The sequence below is a fragment of the Microcoleus sp. B13-B6 genome (assembly GCF_036705405.1).
GTDB lineage: Bacteria > Cyanobacteriota > Cyanobacteriia > Cyanobacteriales > Microcoleaceae > Microcoleus.
Window position 1 is genome coordinate 117,445 of sequence record NZ_JAUBUJ010000005.1, and the last position, 18,424, is coordinate 135,868.

The 18,424-nt window shown below is 45.4% G+C and carries 12 protein-coding genes; 6 read left to right on the top strand and 6 right to left on the bottom strand.

Translation table 11 applies throughout. The features are described from left to right. Positions 1–181: 181 nt before the first annotated feature. The 3 genes from QUB35_RS03965 to QUB35_RS03975 form a co-directional block, all read right to left on the bottom strand. Positions 182–3,652, bottom strand: coding sequence for a PAS domain S-box protein (locus tag QUB35_RS03965; RefSeq protein WP_333139574.1), 3,471 nt, complete (start codon positions 3,650–3,652; stop codon positions 182–184). Positions 3,653–3,922: 270 nt separating this feature from the next. Next, positions 3,923–5,845 (bottom strand): response regulator, encoded by a 1,923-nt coding sequence (locus tag QUB35_RS03970; RefSeq protein ID WP_333139577.1) that lies wholly within the window; start codon positions 5,843–5,845, stop codon positions 3,923–3,925. Positions 5,846–6,048: 203 nt separating this feature from the next. Continuing rightward, positions 6,049–7,335, bottom strand: a complete 1,287-nt coding sequence (locus tag QUB35_RS03975) for a chemotaxis protein (RefSeq protein ID WP_333139578.1) — start codon at positions 7,333–7,335, stop codon at positions 6,049–6,051. A gap of 613 nt (positions 7,336–7,948) precedes the next feature. Here QUB35_RS03975 and QUB35_RS03980 point away from each other — a divergent pair. The 4 genes from QUB35_RS03980 to QUB35_RS03995 all read left to right on the top strand — a co-directional run bounded on the left by QUB35_RS03980 (position 7,949) and on the right by QUB35_RS03995 (position 13,389). Beyond that, entirely contained in the window at positions 7,949–8,503 is a 555-nt protein-coding gene (locus tag QUB35_RS03980) for an IS607 family transposase (RefSeq protein ID WP_445252012.1), read from the top strand. Continuing rightward, entirely contained in the window at positions 8,466–9,695 is a 1,230-nt protein-coding gene (locus tag QUB35_RS03985; RefSeq protein ID WP_333139580.1) for a transposase, read from the top strand. The genes QUB35_RS03980 and QUB35_RS03985 overlap by 38 nt, the downstream gene beginning before the upstream one ends. A gap of 181 nt (positions 9,696–9,876) precedes the next feature. Then, positions 9,877–12,423, top strand: coding sequence for an ATP-binding protein (locus tag QUB35_RS03990; RefSeq protein WP_333139582.1), 2,547 nt, complete (start codon positions 9,877–9,879; stop codon positions 12,421–12,423). 288 nt (positions 12,424–12,711) lie between these two features. Continuing rightward, positions 12,712–13,389, top strand: coding sequence for an N-acetylmannosamine-6-phosphate 2-epimerase (locus QUB35_RS03995; protein ID WP_333139584.1), 678 nt, complete (start codon positions 12,712–12,714; stop codon positions 13,387–13,389). A 260-nt stretch (positions 13,390–13,649) separates the two neighbouring features. Here QUB35_RS03995 and QUB35_RS04000 read toward each other — a convergent pair whose 3' ends face one another. After that, positions 13,650–14,009 (bottom strand): phage holin family protein, encoded by a 360-nt coding sequence (locus QUB35_RS04000; protein WP_006635567.1) that lies wholly within the window; start codon positions 14,007–14,009, stop codon positions 13,650–13,652. Between the two features lie 224 nt (positions 14,010–14,233). Between QUB35_RS04000 and mrdA the strand changes: the two genes are divergently transcribed. Beyond that, positions 14,234–16,048, top strand: coding sequence for a penicillin-binding protein 2 (mrdA, locus tag QUB35_RS04005; protein ID WP_333139586.1), 1,815 nt, complete (start codon positions 14,234–14,236; stop codon positions 16,046–16,048). 96 nt (positions 16,049–16,144) lie between these two features. Here mrdA and QUB35_RS04010 read toward each other — a convergent pair whose 3' ends face one another. After that, a complete protein-coding gene (locus QUB35_RS04010) occupies positions 16,145–16,309 on the bottom strand; it encodes a hypothetical protein (protein ID WP_333139587.1) in 165 nt (54 codons plus the stop codon). A 195-nt stretch (positions 16,310–16,504) separates the two neighbouring features. Beyond that, complete coding sequence (locus QUB35_RS04015) at positions 16,505–17,005, bottom strand: pentapeptide repeat-containing protein (RefSeq protein ID WP_333139589.1); 501 nt, start codon at positions 17,003–17,005, stop codon at positions 16,505–16,507. A gap of 368 nt (positions 17,006–17,373) precedes the next feature. On the opposite strand from QUB35_RS04015, the gene QUB35_RS04020 reads away from it, so the two are divergent. Continuing rightward, positions 17,374–18,315, top strand: coding sequence for a pentapeptide repeat-containing protein (locus QUB35_RS04020; RefSeq protein WP_333139591.1), 942 nt, complete (start codon positions 17,374–17,376; stop codon positions 18,313–18,315). Positions 18,316–18,424: the final 109 nt, after the last annotated feature.

Here is an 18,424-nt window from a genome sequence, read left to right on the forward strand (position 1 = left end):
GCAATAAAATTAAGAGTTTCAGCACTTAAAAACGTCCTAATCGTCGGGCGCGGTTGCTATATTATGCCGCTCACCTACTTAAACCGAGAACAGAAAAATCGATATATAGCCCTTGCAAACTCATTCTCCCCGCGTGCGTTGCGAGGAACGTTAGCTTTCGCGATGTCTTATGAAAGCAATCTCAAAACTCCAAACTTTTTCCCCCTTCGCCTTCCAACTGTGCGGGCACTGTGAAATAGAAACTGCTTCCTTCTGAGAGAACACTTTCGACCCAAATTCTGCCCCCGTGCTGCTGTACTATGCTGCGACAGATAGCCAAACCCAAACCCGTACCTCCTTTTTGGCGGGAGTCAGAAGCATCCACCTGTTGAAACCGTCCAAAGATAGTTTCTAGTTTATCAGCAGGAATCCCCCGCCCTCGATCTTTGACTTCAAATAAAACCCGTGAAGCGTAGCTATCCCGTAGGGAATCGCCCAAATCTTCAACCCTGACAGTTACTGTACTCCCTGGAGCGGAGAATTTAATCGCATTGCTCAACAAATTTACCAGCAGTTGAACAATTCTGTCCGGGTCAGCCCAAATTTTTGCTTTTTGGGGCAAAATCGACAAATCAATGTTATTTTCAGCAGCCAAAGAAAGTACAGATTCTGCAGACTTCCGCATCAAAACCTGGGCATCGCACCACTGCTTGACGAGGATAACTTGGCTTGATTCGAGCCGCTCTAAGTCTAGAATATCGTTTACCAAACGCACTAACCGTTCGGTATCGCTCGAAGCGATTTCTAACATCTGTTTAGCCGTTTCCGGTTTACTTTTCAGTACCCCAGCCGCCAGCAAACCTAAAGAACCGCGAATCGAGGCAAGCGGCGTTCTCAGTTCGTGGCTGACAATCGAAATAAACTCATTTTTCATTTTTTCAATTGCCCGACTTTCTGTGATATCTGTGACTGTGCCGACGTGACCAATTAGTTGAGATCTGTCGGAAAAAATCGGAGCTGTTTTCAGCCGACAAAACCGGATGGTTCCGTCTCGCTGGATGTGGCGGAATTCGCAGGAAAATTCCCCATCTAGCGATCGCGATTGGGGCCACTTAGACAGAATTAGTTTGAGGTCTTCGCGGTGAACAAACCGCATCCAGCCGTTTCCTAAAGCTGCTGCAGGTGTGAAGCCACCAATTGCTTGACAGCGAGGATTTGTATAGGTACATTTCCCCTCAGTATCAATTTTGAAAATACCCACGGGGGAACTCTCGCTCAGAGAGCGAAATAAAGCTTCGCTTTCCCGGAGTTCTGCTTGAGAGCTTTCTAGTTCTCTGGTGCGCTGCAAAACTCGCATTTCTAACCGTTCGTTGAGCTGTTGGAGGGCGGCTTCAGCAAATTTGCGATCGCTAATATCCCGGTGCACTGATACCCAGTGGGTAAACTCACCATTTTTGTCCGCTATGGGCACAATGCTCATTTCTACCCAAAATTCCGTCCCGTCTTTGCGGTAATTGATCGAGTCAACCCGCACCGGCTGCCAGGTTTTCAAAGCTGTCCGAACTCGATGGAGACTGGCGCGATCTGTTTTTTGTCCTTGCAAGATGCGCGGCGTTTTGCCCACAACTTCTTCTAGCGTATAGCCGGTCATCCGCGTGAAAGCTGGGTTGACATAAAGAATTCGCGGGCCCGGTTCCTCAATCGGTTCAGCTTCGGTAATTAACACGGCGTCGTTAGTGGTGGTGACTACTAATTCCAACAGGCGCAACTGTAATTCTCTAGCTTTGCGATCGGTAATTTCTGTAACAGTCCCCACCATCCGCACTGCATCGCCTGCTTCGTTGTAAAAAAACTTACCTTTCCCCTCCATCCAGTGAATGCTGCCGTCGGGCCAAACCACACGGGTTTCGTGACAGAAATCTCCTCGCTGGGCGATCGCCTGATTTATAGCATTCTCCATACTTTTTAAATCTTCTGGGTGAACGCAAGCTGCAACACTTTGATAAGTTCCGGCAAAAGAGCCCGGGGTCAACCCAAACAACTCTTCGTGTTCCCTCGACCAAACTATGCGATTTTTCTGCACGTCCCAGTCCCAAAATCCAATTTTGGTAGCCGACAAAGCTAAGCTAAGCTGCTCATTGGTTTTTCGCAACTCTATGCTAGTAATAGCAACTCGAAGTTCTCGGGCTATTTCGATTTCGCACGGCTGCCAAGGCAAAGATTTTGACCTCACAGTTTCTTGCCACAACTCAAAGGAAATGCGAGGAGACATCAATCGGCTGCCATCCGCTTTAAGTTCAATTTGCCCCTCTGGTGGACCTGCCCAGTTGACAGTTTGAAGTGCTTCGGGACGGAACCACAAAATGTAATAATTTTGCATCTCGGACATGGCAAGTACCAGCAAACCGCTAGCAAATTCTTGAAAGTTCTCGGCTGGTGGATACAGTTTTGAGAGAGAATCTGTATAAAAAACCTCATTATTTATTTGAGTTTTTATCCAAGCAATTAAGTTTTCGATTTCTACCAATTCCGGGGTTTGCCCGATGGTGGTTAAATTTTCATTTGCACACACAACTCCACCGGTAGCACCCACTAAGCCCAGCAATTCATCTCGGTATGTTAGTAAACCTTCTACAAAGCAGTTTTTTTGATAAATTTCTGTGATAAATTTTTGGCAAAGTGCTTTTAAATAAATTGCATATTCCCGGTCTTCGCTATCTTGTTTGTAGCTGAGTTCTAGATTTACAAACTTGGCTAGCAGTTCGCAAGCAGTTCTTGTTTCGTAGTTGACATACTTTCGTGTTGGGTGGTGACAGGCGATCAATCCCCAGAGTTTTTTATCTTTGATTAATGTTAGGGTCATGCTAGCGGCAACGTTCATATTTGTGAGATATTGAACGTGGCAAGGCGAAACTGTTCTCAACAAAGAGCCACCCATATCTAAAGGGCGACCCGTCAGCGGATTGCAGTGAGGAATTAGTTCTACAGGCTGACAGTTAATATCGGGAATAAACCGAATTAAATTCATGTGGAAGAGGTTTCTTGCCGGGGCGGGGATATCGGTAGCCGGATAGTGCAGTCCCAATAAAGGAGCCAAACTTTCTACTTTGTCTTCGGCGACAACTTGCCCCGCACCTGTGGCATCAAATTGATAGACGATCGCTCGATCGAAACCGATGATCCTCCGCACTTCTTCAACTGCTGTCTGACACAGCACTTGCAGGTTTGGTGTTTTGTGGATTTTGTCGATCGGCTCTTGGACTAAATTATAACAATTGAAACAATCGCTCGTTTTTGGGGAAACAACCGACTCTAGTTCAACAATTAATGCTGAATTTGATTGATGCAGCGTCCCCTCAAAAAAAGACTTGCGGTCTTGACTTTTGAATGATAATCTGAGCGCGTTACGTTGTTGGTCGTTTTCAAATAAAGCTTTTTCAATAGCCTCAATTTCCTCAATCTCGACAAATTCCTCTAAAAATTGATCCAAAAGTTGTTCGGGGTAAAGGCCCATCGCCTCAAAAGTATTGTTGCTAACTTGCAAAATTTTCAACGCCGGAGATTCCAGCACCAAAAGGATGCCGTGAGGTTGAATGGAACCCGGGGCGTAAATTAGTTCGCAGTCGCTGTTATTGAGAGTGCCTGTGTCTGAGGGCAATACCATTGCTTTCATCTGATTAATACTTCTCTAAATTAGCCTGTGTTCTCGATCGGCGGGCAAGCATCAATCAACAGCACCGCGTCGCAATCACACAATCTAACAATCCCCAGTCTTGGCTAAGGCTTCCTGAGTTGTTTCGGACACGCACTGCATATTTGCTCCTAGTTATCCCATTAAAAAAAAAGAATACAAGTGTAGGTACGCGATCGAAACCCATATCTCATCAGTCATTCCCACTTCTTCAATTCTTTAATTCTTTAATTTTTTAAATCTAAAATGGGATTAGCGCTGTGCCTGAGCCAGTCTGTTTCTCAGTTGAGTCCGCTCCAAACGATTCAGGAGGCGAGCAATCAATTCCGGTTTCACGATCGGCTTGTTCACGTAGTCGTCAGCACCTGCGACAAACATTTGGCGCACTATTTCCGATTCGGAATGAGCTGTCAAAAATAGCACGGGGAGCTTGCTCCAGCGCAAATCGTTGCGAACTGCCAAACACAGCTCGATACCGCTGTAACCGGGCATCTCCACATCTAAAATTAGCAAATCGGGACAAGTCGTTTCGAGTACCTCCCAGAACTTTTCGGGATCGTCCAATGTTGTTACTTGAAATCCCCAAGGTTTTAGAATCACTTGCAGTGCAGCCAATAGATGCACGTCATCGTCTACCACCATAACTTTAGCTTCAGCAGGGCCGGTCTGGTCGAGAACTTGGGCGACTGCTTTGAGTATATCTGCTGGGGGCATAGATTTGTGTAAAAAGCCCGAAGCTCCCAAACGAGCAACTTCTATTCGATCGCTCAATTGATTGTGCCCGCTAAAAACCATCACCGGAATTTCGGGTTTTTCACGGAGGAGTTCGGCTAGGAGAGAAAGTCCGTTTTCCTGAGCTTTGGAAAATGTCAAATCCAGCAAAATCGCGTCGGGAGGCTGTTGAGAAATCGCATTTCTTGCCGCTTGCGGAGAGTTGGCGACTTCTATCTGGAAGCCGGAACCGGATGCTACTGTTTTGAGTTGATCGCTCCCAAAATTATCATCCTCAACAATCAGCATTCGGCGCTTTTGGGAAACCGCAGGAACCAAATCGCCTTCTGGTTCGGGCGACGGGCGATCGAATATCTGTGTGAGCTTCTGCAGAAAGCCTTCAATCTGCTGAGCCGTATCCGGTTTCCAGATGTTTTCAGGCTTGAACAAATGTTCTATCTGGCGCGCAACTTCTGAACCTTTCGGCAGCCCTAAAGTTCCCAAAGAACCGACTAATTTGTGAGCTTGAGCCTGGGCTTCCTCGCGCAGTTCGCCCTCCAAGCTTCCGTTTTTAAGTTGATCGATCGCGCGATCGAATATCGCCACCTTTTCTATAAAATTAGCTTTTAAATTTTCCCGCATTTGGGCAATCGCATTCAAGACTTTGAGACGGCGCTCGTCATTGTTTAATTCCTGGCTCGATCCGCTGGATTCAGGAGAGAAAGTCTCTTGAGTTTTAGCAGTTTCTGCCGTTTCCTGCCCAACTTGTTGGCTCTCAATCTCCTCCGGCAGACTTTTGAGCCGATAGCCCAATCCGTACACGGTTTCCACTAAATCTACTGTCATCCCGGCTGCTTTCAGCTTCTGCCGCAGCCCCTTGATGTGAGCGGTAACGGCTTCTTCTTGAGGAAATTCGCCGGCCGACCAAATGCGATCGAGGATGGCGCTGCGACTGAAAATGCGCCGAGGATTTCTCAGGAAAAGTTCTAGCAAATTGTACTCTTTGGGAGTCAAGTGCAGCACTTTTTCGGCATAAGTTACTTCCGTAGTGTCCGGGTTGACTTGCAGTTTTTCCCATGTTAAATTTGTACTCGACAAAGTTGCCTTACCCCGGCGCAGCAAAGCCCGAATTCGAGCGATTAATTCTTCGAGATTAAAGGGTTTGACCACATAATCGTCTGCACCAGCCTCTAAACCTTGGACTCGATCGTTGCTGCTATCTAGCGCTGTCAGCAGTAAAATCGGCATTTGGCAGCCGGACGATCGCAATTTCCGACACAAACTAATGCCGTCGAGTTTAGGAATCAGCACATCCAAAACAATCAGGTCGTAATCGTATGCCTGCACCAAATGCAACGCTGTTTCACCGTCTGCAGCCGCATTCACATTGTAATTGTGAGAGTTCAGCGCTTGAGTCAGCAAACTGACTGTAACTGTGTCATCTTCTACCAGCAGGATTTTCATAAACCTCACCTGTCATTCCAACTATTCTTAGAACTTTTTATCGGTTTTTGGGGCTAATTAAATAGCCTTTTTTACAACCCCATTTAAAAATTCCCCACCTTCAGTATAACAAATAGTCTTTGACCAAGAGGATAATAGTCAATTATTATTTTTATTTTGTTTGTTTTCCTCTCCAAATATTTCATTAGATTCACGCTGGGATTTTAGGGCTTTTTGGACTTCAGCGCCTGCTGAATCTTTTGAATCAGATATTGCGAGGAATCTTGATGTTTAACTAAGTCTTCCAACTCGGAAACCGTAACTTCGGCCTGTTCTGTCTCTCGAACTAAAGAATCAGCGGTAACACTTTTTATGCCTGCCAAAGGTTCTTGGATAGCGGTCAAGGAATTGATTTTTTTTTCCGCTATTAATTCTTCCAACTCTAACAGGGCCATTTCTGCGCGATCGATCTTGATCGTCACGGATTTAGCCACATTAGCACCCGCTCTTGCTGCCTCCGTGATTTCGTGAACTCGAAGTTTAAACCGGCTGGCAATTTGCTCCATTTGAGTCCCCAATTCAAAAGTTTTACTTGCCAGTCTGCCAATTTCTAGACTCACTTTGCTCAGACCGCTGGGCTGACTTCCCATTTGATTGGTAACTACAGCCACCTGTACTGCTAAATGCCTGACTTGTTCGATCGCCTCCCGGATGGTTCGGGAAGTGCGATTAACCGTTTCTAAATCATTAGCTATTGCTTTGCCCACGCCCAAAATTTTATCTGTATTGTTGCAAATAGAATTAGCGCCTTGAAAAGTAGCTTGAAATGCTTGGCGACCTTCGGAAGAAATCAGTTTCGCAATCCTCACAAATCGCTGATTCATTTGAGCAATTTCTTCAGCTTGTTTGACCAGTGCCACTTGCTGGGCACTGGGATTAGTATGCAATTTTTCTGTTTGACGTTGTTGGATTTTTAAAAGCTCATTACATTCGTGAACCTTAGCCTGTTCTTGTTGAAGTAGCGCCAAATACTTGTGTCTTTCTACTCGGTATTTTTGAAGAAGTTTGTTAGCTTGCGCTAAATGCTTTGACTGGGCAATCACCAGAGTATGAACGTCCAAAAGGTGGTGGCTCTGGTCTTCCCTTACCACAATAATCGGTTCATAAATCAAGTCTTTGTGCCTGTGGAAAGACGCTTGGACGGCATCGTCAACTTTCCAGTTTTCCGAAAGCAGCAAAGGCGGAATTCTAATAAAATCTAACAAGGCTCGAATCGGGTGTGACCCGTAAAGTTCTACGCGATCGGGAAAACTCATTTGCTCTCGAAATTTGACGCGAGAAATCATGCCCAATACCTGTGATTCATGAGTAATAATGACTCCTGGCAGGTCTGGTTCTTGCTCAAATCTTTCAGCCACTACCTGTCCTAGAGTTGTAGCGCTCACTTGGAAGTCGTGACACGGCAGATGTCCGATCGTGAAATCGGGGGTGAGTTGAGTTGGATTGCTCATTTACCCGGATAGTGTTAAGTACAAGTTAACAAATTATATATTAATATTATACTGGAATAAGATTGTTGAAAGTAGTCAACGACCCAGCACGGAAGTGACTGGGCTTCGCGCCTAAAACTTCATTTTCAGTTGACCAGCCTGACAGTAATGACACCAAGCGGATACGTAGCTAGTCCCATGTTCTGTCGTTAAGGGTTAAACATTTTTATTTGGGTTAAGGACGTGCCATTAGCCGAATCAGCTCAGAAAACAAAGGCGCGTGCTAACTTCACCCCAGCAATGGGAGTGGAATTGCTTAGTTTCCATCAACAACCCAGTTCACAAACACAACCAGAAGCGATCGATTATACAGCCGTATCCCTTCCCCCCGTTTCCTCCTACCGCTTTCGCGCTCGTAAAGCGGTGAAGTGGGGGTCACTCGCCCACAAGAAAGAGTAATCCCTAGGAGGGGCATTTCTCAGACATTTTTCGTAATAAGTCCGACAATTGGTGTATGAGAGAGTGATTCACTTAGAAAAACCTACCATGTCCAAGTATGTACCACCAAGAATCGCTATTCAACGACTCGGAGTATGTGCAAAAACACGCTTAGCAGTGGGAAAAAGAAGGGAAAATCAAAGCGTACAGAACACCTTCAGGACAGCCACGACATGACGGAGACTCAATTGTCGATATTCCATCTACTCAACCAACAATCCTCTACGCCAGAGTTAGCAGTCGAAGTCAAAAAGCCGACCTTGTACGACAGGCTGACTTTCTTGTGTCTCGCTACCCCGGAGGTGAAATTATCCAAGACATCGGGAGCAGCCTCAATTTCAAACGGAAAGGTCTTATCACCCTACTGGAACACATTTACACGGGCGACATCGGAATGGTTGTCATTGCCTCAAAAGATAGATTGTGTCGGTTCGGGTTCGATCTTATCTCATGGTTTGCGGAGCGGGGCGGGTGTAAGATTTTGGTTCTCAACAATAGTTCACTTAGTCCAGAAAGAGAAATGGTTGAAGACATACTCGCAATCATCCACGGCGACCGTTGCCGACTCTACGGACTCAGGAAGTATAAAAAGCAAATCATTGAAGACTATGACGTACCGAGTTTACCCAAAGGGGGAGACAAAAAGAATCTGGATGCTGAGAATTCATGCCAATCGAAAAGTCTACAATAACGCGATTGCTTACCTGAATCAACATCAAGGAAAATTCACGTATTATACTGTGGACAAAAAAACTAATCAACCAGTCTTAAAAACTTCAGGGAAGCAAGCTTTTCGGAGTTTTTGTAAAACTTGGGACTCCCAAATAATTCCTGAATGGTGCAAAGAACTAGGCATAGCTCACGGGTTAGATAATGCACTCTTTGAGGCTTACACAGCTTGGAAAAAAACCGATAAGCAGCCCGCTCAAATAGGTAAAGGGAAAAAGGCAAAAATCAATCCTTTAGTCGGATTGAAGTTAGCTCGGTTCCGATCGATACGATCCCAAAAACAGACCATTCAGTTTGCTCCGGGGGACTATAAGAACGGTCATTTAATGACCAATTCTAGTAAAGGTTTAGAGAAACCTCTATGGACTGGGCAAGATTTCTGCTTAATTAACTACGATAGAGCCGTAGAAGTCACCTACAACAAGGGGCGCTGGTTTGTAAATATGCCTGTAGAGATGGACGTTCCAGAGTCTAAAAATGGTGGCAAGACCATCGCACTCGATCCAGGACTGCGTTGTTTTTTGACCGGGTTTGATGGTAATTCTTTTACTGAATTTGGCAAACACGACTTTGGGAAGATTGCTAGGTTGTGTCAACATTTGGACAAAATGCAATCAAAACTTAGTCGCTCTCAAGGTAGCGAGTTTTCTCGATTACGCTATCGATTAAAACAAGCTATGGAAAGGGTGAGGACAAAAATTAAAAACCTACGCTCTGAGATTCACAAGCAAGTAGCAAGTCACTTGGCTAGGAATTATGATGTTATTTACTTACCTACTTTTGAAACTTCTCAGATGGTGGCAAGAGGTACTCGCAAGCTCAATTCTAAGTCGGCGAGAGCAATGATGACTTGGGCATTCTATCAGTTCTCCCAAACTTTAGAACATCTCTGTAATCGTTACGGTTCGAGATTGGTTAGGGTAACTGAGGAATATACTTCCAAAACTTGTACGAAATGCGGTCATATTCATAAAAAATTGGGTAGCTCTAAAACTTTTAGATGTCCTAACTGTGGTTATGAAATGCCCCGTGATTTTAATGGCGCTCTGGGAATTTTTCTCAAAGCTTTGTGGGATACCACCATACTCTGGGACCTGTCTGATGAGTGTGCTATATTCAGATTTTCACCGATTGTCGGGGATTGTCGGGATTAAAAGTATCAGGACAACTATAGGGAGAAATTAGCTCTCTCATCCTGGGGCCTTCTATTACCTACTTTCTGACTACTGTCATCTCAACTTGTTGGATCGGCCGCGCCTGTTGTGCCCCAGGTTCCTTCCTCACAACAGAGGCATTCATATTTTGTTCTTTAAAACAACCGGGAAAATATCTAGATTGAAACCAAAAACCTTAAATCGGACTTTGCCACTAGCAACCTTTGAGGCTGCTTACCAGTTGTTACAGCAAATGGCTGAAATCCCAGGGGCGATTTGGCTCACCGACGATGCCGCTGATTATCAAAATCTGGAAAATTCGTCGGAAAGGTTTGCAGCAGTAGTATCAGAGCATTTTAGCGCCCTGCTGCGGGGCAATCTATTAGATGAGTTCGCAACCAACGGACACAAGCACAGCGAAAAAAATCTCCATTCGCAATTGAATGTGCAGTTGACTTTCGACCCCGGGGCGATCGCCAATTTCCTGTCTCCCCTCGCCGACAAACTCGCAGAAATAACGCCCGCACCCTCGTGGCAAATTGACATTCCCGCCCTCAAACAAGCAATTAAAAATATACAGCCCAACTCGGCAGTTCTCCAAAGCGAATTCACCCTAAATTTGCTGGATATTCTCGCTGCCAATGCCAGCCCAAATAATCGCCCGCCCCTACACAGCCAAACAGAAATAGAGGGAAAATCCGCACCCAAAGTTATAGATCCCGAAACACTACAAAGCCAGATTGCCGAAGCCGTCAATCAATTACAAATTGCCAGTCCCTGCATTTCATTTTGTCAGCCAGTGGAAGATGCTTTGCAGCAACAGCTTGAACAAGAGCGACTTTTGAATCAGGTGACAACTCAAATCCGCCAGAGTTTGGAATTGCCTGTAATTTTGTCAAAAGCAGTCGAGCAAGTGCGAGAGTTTTTGGAGGTCGATCGCCTGTTAATTTATCAATTTGAAAAAGTGCCAGCGCCGCACAATGGCGAGTTAGCTAAAGAAATACCTGCGGCGGTTTCGGGGTCTGGCGAAATCCAAGAAAATTCCGCGTCTTACTTGTATTTAGGTCGCGTTACCTACGAAGCTTTAGCCAACGATGCTATCTCGTCTGTACTGAATTTTACTGAAGACGCGCAGTGTTTTACCCAGGGAGTCATTGACCGAGAGAAATATCGCAAAGGTTTGGCTTTGTGCGTCGCGGATGTGGAAACAACTTACTCTTCACAGCCTTGTTTTTTAGAGTTGATGCGACGGGCGAAGGTGCGGGCAAAGTTGCTAGTGCCGATCGTAGTTCAAGACGACTTGTGGGGGCTGCTAATTGCCCACCAGTGTACTTTTTGGGAGTGGGAAGAAAGCAAAAAAACATTTTTGCGACAAATAGCAGAACATTTGGCGATCGCCATTTACCAAGCCGAACTTTATGCACAAGTCCAGCAGCAAAAGCGCACCTCAGAACAGCGCGTAATAGAGCGCACGCGAGAACTGCGCGATGCACTGGTTGCCGCCCAGTCTGCCAGCCTCGCCAAGAGCGAATTTTTGGCAGCTATGAGCCACGAATTGCGGACTCCTCTCACTTGCGTCATCGGCATTTCCGACACGCTGCTGCGGTGGTCTTACGGCAAAGTTGGCAGTAAAGAAGTGCCAGTGCAAAAGCAGCGGCAGTACCTGCAAACTATCCGAGACAGCGGCGACCACTTATTAGAATTAATCAACGATATTTTAGATTTATCGCAAGTAGAAGCGGGAAAAGCAGTATTAAAAATTAGTGAATTTTCACTTTCTAAATTAGCTTCTCAGAGCCTGCACGCCCTCAAAGAAAAAGCTGCGGCTAAAGGCGTGGAACTGCTGCAAGAACAGCGGATAAAACAAGAGTGCGATCGCTTCATCGCTGACCCGCGCCGCTTGAGACAAATTCTCTTCAATCTTTTAGGAAATGCGATTAAATTTACTCCCGAAGGCGGGCAAGTCATCCTGCGAGTTTGGGTGACAGAAGATAAAAATCGAACGCCTGCAGTGCGGCAGCCCGGTACGGCACCTGCTGGCAGCACCGCTGTTTTTCAAATCAAAGATACCGGCATTGGAATTCCCGAAAATCAGCGATCGCTGTTGTTTCAAAAATTCCAGCAGTTAGATTCTCCCTACCGCCGCGAATACGGCGGCACCGGTCTGGGATTGGCTTTAACTAAACAGTTAGTAGAGCTTCACGGCGGTGCGATCGAAGTTAACTCTACAGTTGATGTCGGCTCTACTTTTACCGTTTTTATACCAATCCAAACTCAAAGCAAAGATGAATCCACAAAATTTAAATATGAAAAATCGAATTCATCTTTACCGCTGCATTCTTCCTCCTTGCGGGGCAGCCTCGTGCTCGTCGAAGAAGATGAAGAAACTGCCATGCTGATTTGCGATATCCTGACAGTCGCAGGAATGCAAGTGGTGTGGATGATTGAAGGTTCGGCGGCGGTGGAACAAATTGAACTTTTGCAGCCCAATGCTGCGATCGTCGCTATGCGTTTGCCCGGTATGAATGGCTGCGAAATAATTCACCAACTGCGCGAAAAACCCGCTACTGAAAATATCAAAATTCTGGCCTTAAGCGCTAATGAAATCCCCGCCGATCAGATATCTTTCGTGACGGCGGGAGCTAACGATTGTTTGGCTAAACCGATTCACCCTGAGCAATTGCTGGACAAAATTATTTCTTTAATGGCTGGGATTGGTAATGGGTAATACAATTTTAGATTTTAGATTTTAGATTTTAGATTGGGGAATGACCACTAATTTCAAAGGTGGTACCCGCCACGTGATTTATCCGTGGAATCAATCCAAAACCGAAAATCGAAAATCACTTATTGCCCCCGCATTTATCCGTGGGGTCGCCTCTAAAATCTAAAATCTAAAATCTAAAATCGATTGACTCATTGGATATAGGTTGGGATATGGTCTACAGTTACATTCTTTTTTTGAACTGGTATAATTTGTAATTCCCAATTACCAATTCCCCATCCGCAATTCCCCATGATTAATTGTCAAATTCCTACAGGATTAATTGTTTCTTGTCAAGCACCTGCTGATTCGCCGCTGCACGATCCGATCGTAATTGCGGCAATGGCTCGAACCGCCATCAATCGAGGTGCATCGGGCGTGCGGATTGACACTCCGGCTCACATTGCAGCGGTGCGAAAACAGATATCCGCTCCCATAATTGGGATTTGGAAGCAGCAATTGCCGGGATGCGAGATTTACATTACTCCTCGGTTTGAAGACGCGCGGGCGATCGCCGCTTCTGGAGCCGATATTATCGCCGTTGATGCTACTCTGAGAAACCGTCCTGCTGGCGGCGAAGATTTAAAGACATTAATCGCGCAAATTCACAGCGAATTGGGTAAATTAGTGATGGCGGATGTAGATACAATAGAAGCTGCGATCGCGGCAGCCGAAGCTGGTGCAGATACTGTAGCAACTACTCTTTTTGGCTACACTGCCCAGACGGAAAATTTGTCGCCGCCGGGATTTGATTTGGTTGCGGAAATGGTAGAAAAGCTTAAGGTTCCCGTTATCTGCGAAGGCGGGATATCGGGGCCGGAAATGGCTAAAAAAGCCTTGGATTTAGGAGCGGTGGCTGTTGTTGTGGGGACAGATATTACTGGGATCGATCTTAAGGTGACAGCCTATAAGTCGCTGATGGGGAAGTAAGTTCGGCAACGGATTCGCTCGACGGATGTAACGGATGTAACGGATTGAAGGAAGTTCGGCAACGGATTGTTTAACGGATGTAACGGATTGAAGGAAGTTCGGCAACGGATTCGCTCGACGGATGTAACGGATGTAACGGATTGAAGGAAGAAGGGAGAAGAAATATTCAGCGATAGAAATCGGTTGTAGGCACAGGAAACGCGCCAGCTAAGGGTGGGAAATATCGGGCGATTTCAATCGCCCTTTATCCGGGGAAGTTGCTAAATCAGTGCGCCGTTGATAAAGCTGCTAACTACAGCTAAGGCGATCGCCCCCAGTACCGCACTCCAAAGGCCCATCCGCAAACTAAATCCTTCAACTAACTTCGCAGCCGAGGCAAAAACAATCACGTTCATTACAAAAGCAAACACGCCGGAAAGCAATCCCAGCGTCAGCAAGTTCGGCACGAAAAAAACTGCTTTCAGAATTGGCAAAATTAAAACATTCAACATTCCCAAAACCGCAGCGGAAATTACTGCTTTCGGTGTGCTGTCAATTTCTACGCCGATCGGGAGTTGAGAAATTAGCAGCAAGCTGCTGCCCGTCACCAGCCAAGCAATCAAAAAATCGATCGGTTCCACAGCGCCCCTACCTCCTTAACAGTTGAATTGTCAGAAAAACCTGATATTTAACATATATCTTATATACCTTAATTAAACAATCCGGCTGATTCGTCTGCCAATCGACAGAATTTATGTCTGTTACTAAAGAGTTAGAAGTTATAATCCCTGTAATCATCTGCCCAATCATCCGGATGGGGCCCGTATCAACCTGTTAGTTGAATAAAAAGAGCAGATTAATTAATATGGCTGGCGATTTTTCTTTTAACTCTAAAGTCCGATTCGACAAAAATGGCTTGGACAATGCTTCACGGCAACGCAGCCGATCGCTCCAAGTTATGATTTTTATGCTGCTCGTCACTACCTTGATGGCGCTACCAATATTTCGTCTAGCCGAATTGCAACTGGTACAGGGAGCCTACAACCGACAGCGGGCGGAAAATAACCGCATTCGCCCTGTTTCAGTCCCAGCGACTCGCGGTCAAATTTTAGACCGCAACGGCAAAATTTTTGCGGCCAGCCGCGTATCTCGATCGGTCTATGTGTGGCCAAAAGAGCGATCGGCCAAGGAGTGGCAAGAGATCGCCGCTACACTGGGCCCGATCGTCAAACTGCCCGCGGCCGAAATTGTCAAAAAAATCGATGCCGCTGGCTACAGATCGGCCCTGCCAGTGCGAATTAGTAAGGATATCGATGTAGGTACTTTCGTCGCTTTGGGAGAACAAGCTAATAGTTTGCGGGGAGTGGAAATTCGCGTAGAATCGAGCCGAGACAATCCCAACCAGCAATTAGCAGCTCACCTTTTGGGATACGTCGGCGAAGCTAGTTTAGAGCAATTAAAAGCTAATCCTGCATATCCGATGGGGATGCTCGTGGGTCAAATGGGAGTTGAAAAATTAGCCAATTCAACTTTAGAGGGCGTTTGGGGAAACCGTTTAATCGAGGTGAATGCTAAGGGCGAGGAAATCCAAGATTTAGGTGTCAAAGACCCTATCCCCGGCAAACCGGTGCAGCTAACTTTAGATTTAGATATGCAGAAAACTGCAGAAAAAGCTTTGGGCGATCGCCTGGGTGCAGTTGTCGCGATCGACGTAAAAACCGGAGCTCTTTTAACAATGGCTAGTTGGCCGACATTTGACCCCAATATTTTCACCCGCAAGGTGACTCAAACAGAATGGGATCGACTGCAAGGGCCAGAAAAACCGTTTTTAAATCGAGCCGTTCAAGGTTATCCAGTCGGTAGCACTTTTAAAATTGTCACTGCTATAGCGGGGATGGAGTCGGGCAAGTTTTCTCCTGACTCGACTGTGGCTACTTCTTCTTCAATTACGATCGGCGGAATTTCTTTTAACGAACACAGCGGCGGTTACGGCGTTATCGGTTTCCGCGATGCTTTAGCCTACAGCAGCAATACCTTTTTCTATCAAGTAGGTATGGCTGCAGGCCCCGAACAAATGGCAAAAGCGGCTAAAGCGATGGGCATTGGCGGTACTATTAATTTAGACCTTTTGGGGTTGGAATCCGCCAATCACGGTCAAGTTCCGATACCAGCAGAGAAACAGAAAATGTATGGTGAAGATTGGTACGTTGGCGATACAGTAACAATGTCGATCGGTCAAGGTTTGGTACTTTGTACTCCCTTAGAATTGGCTGTGATGGTGTCCACTGTTGCTAATGGCGGTTATCGAGTTCAGCCGCATTTATTGGCTTCTCAAACCAACACTCCTATTACCAAAAAAGTTCCCACAGGTATTAAGCCTGCAACTTTGAATGTTGTTCGCCAGGGATTGATTGACGTGGTGAAAAAAGGTACTGGCAAACGCATGAATGATGGTACTATTCCTTTAAGTGCTGGTAAGACTGGGACGGTGGAAATGCCCGGTCATCCTGACAATTCTATGTTTGTGGGTTTTGCTCCCGCTGACAAACCCGAAGTTGCGATCGCAGTTATAGTTGAAGGCGGCGGATTTGGTTCTGTATCGGCGGCACCAATTGCTCAAGAGGTATTCCGAACCTATTTTCAAAAGCAGGGCTTTAAGCCTACTAATAAGCCTCTCTAGTCATTAGTTAATAGTTGACTCTTGGCTGTTGACTGTTCTCAGTTTGTCCCATACTTCGATCGCACTATCCTTGATATCTTGGAAAAGTGCGATCGATCAAAAGTTTTCCCCTACCAATCGTCTCACTTCCACGGTCGATAAATTCATCATTTGCGCTACCTGTTCCAGACTCATTCCAGAATTTAATAGTTGAGTTACGAGCGATCGTAAAGCTGACTCCGCTGCCAGTCGTCCCAGGTTTTCTTCCTTGTAAGTCTTCAAAGGGGTAAAAGGCGGTAAAAGGGCGGTCGGCTAATATTGCTCTTTAGTAAATGCAGTATTAATGAAGATGAAGATTAGTTCAATGTTATTAAAAGTCAAGAGCCTGGTAGGCCTAGCAAGTTTTCCCGCCTACGTTGGTTGATTTAATAATATAAAGAAAGTTCACGAGCCGCTGTAACAGGGGCTCCAAGTGAATTAATAGACACAAATACCTAGACGTTGGCACCCATCATTCCTCTCACTGCCATCGGGCATAATAGTGTGGCAGAAAATACATTCTTGTTCCAGCCAGTATTCGATGTCTACACCGGAAGCACCGAACAAATTAGAGCGATAGAAGTTGGTCTTCTCCACCAGGGTTTCATCCAACTCGGCACGTACCAAACAAGCATGAGTCAAGTCAGCTCGATCGAGGATCGATTGAGCCAGGGTAGCTCCATCCAAGCGGGTATGTTGCAGGATGGCGTTCTCCAGAGAGACTTCAGCCAATTCGGCTCCAATCAGGTAACTTCGAGAGAAGTCAGTTCCAATCATCGAACCCTGCAGAACAGCCCCGGAAAAATTGGCATCGCTCAAGATTGCTCCTTGGAGATATGAGAACGCACTAACACGAATTCCAGCAAAGTTTCGCTCCCCAGCAGCATAACGTTCGAGCAATTCAGAGGCACTCATTTCAGTAAATAGCGATCCTTTCATAGGTCGTCTTCTCTTAATTCTCCATTACTCAATAATAAGGTAAACTATTAGTCCGATGTTGACACTTGATAGGCTCTGGAAAGACACCGGATTCTTGCTTCTGTGGCACTTATCTATACAGAAGTTCCCCTCAACCGCCCATAAAATCAAGGTAGCAGGTGGAGGGTGATATCAAATCCGGTTAAATGCACATAGTTCAGTAGGGGCAAACCCCCCGTGGTTGTTCCCTCGGTACTGTGGTTAATCTTTCCGGGTTTGATATGAGGAATAGTTAAAGGAACTGTAATGTGTTGAATATTTAGATAGGTCCCTACCTATTTCATAATAGTTCTGCTAAAATTAACTAATATTTTATATGAAAAAAAACCGTGGTGGACGAAAAAGAGTCAACGAGAATCTACGACCTGCAAGAATTACGGAGACGGTATATAGCTGGAGAGAGAAATTTTTCGGGTTTCGATCTGAATAATTTTCATCTCTCCGAGTTTTTCCTGGTTGATATCAACTTGATCGGTGCTAATCTGGAAGACGCTAGTTTGGGGGGGGCTAATTTAATTAATTCTAACTTGAGCCATGCTAACTTAGAAAGAGTATGGCTGGATCAATCCTTACTGATTAAGGCAAAATTGAGCAATGCCAATCTCAGGAATGCTAAATTGGTTAATGTTGACTTGACTGGTGCCGACTTAACAGGTGCCGACTTGACGGGTACCGACTTGACGGGTGCTGTGCTGATTGACACTAATTTGACTGATGCCAATTTGACGGATATTAAAACAACAGAGCAGACTATTTTTCATCAAGTGACTATGCCTGACGGCAGGATTCAAAACGATTTAAACAGAACGTTGTCTGCTGAAGAATTGCTCCGGCGCTATGGCGAAGGCGAGCGAATTTTTCAGGATAAAATATTGCATCGTGTAGATTTGAGCGGTGCTGACTTGCGTGATATTGACCTGAGTCGTTCTCGCTTAAGCTATGTCAACTTTAGTTGTGCTTGTTTGGAAAATGTTGGCTTGGGAATGGCTATATTTTCTGATTTCAGAAATGCTCGATTTAGTCGGGATGAAGATTGGTTGGGTGTCTATTTTTTTTATTGCGATTTGAGAGAGGCTAATTTATCAGGAGTTGACATGAGTTATTCTCAATTCATAGGAAGCAACTTTTCGGGAGCTAAAAATTGTCTTTCTGGTGGTCTCCAAGGAGATGTATTCTTTTACCAGACTACTTGGACAGATGGAGAATTTATCCAGGGTCCAACGAGTGCTACTTACCACTGGCGTGGTGAGATTAGGGAGGGTGAATTTTAAATTGTAATAATTAGTCGTAGGAGTTACATCTGTTTCAAAAAACAGGACTTACGCAGAGCATTGAGAAAATTGTAATGTTTTGAACATTTAGATATCTCCCCAACCTATT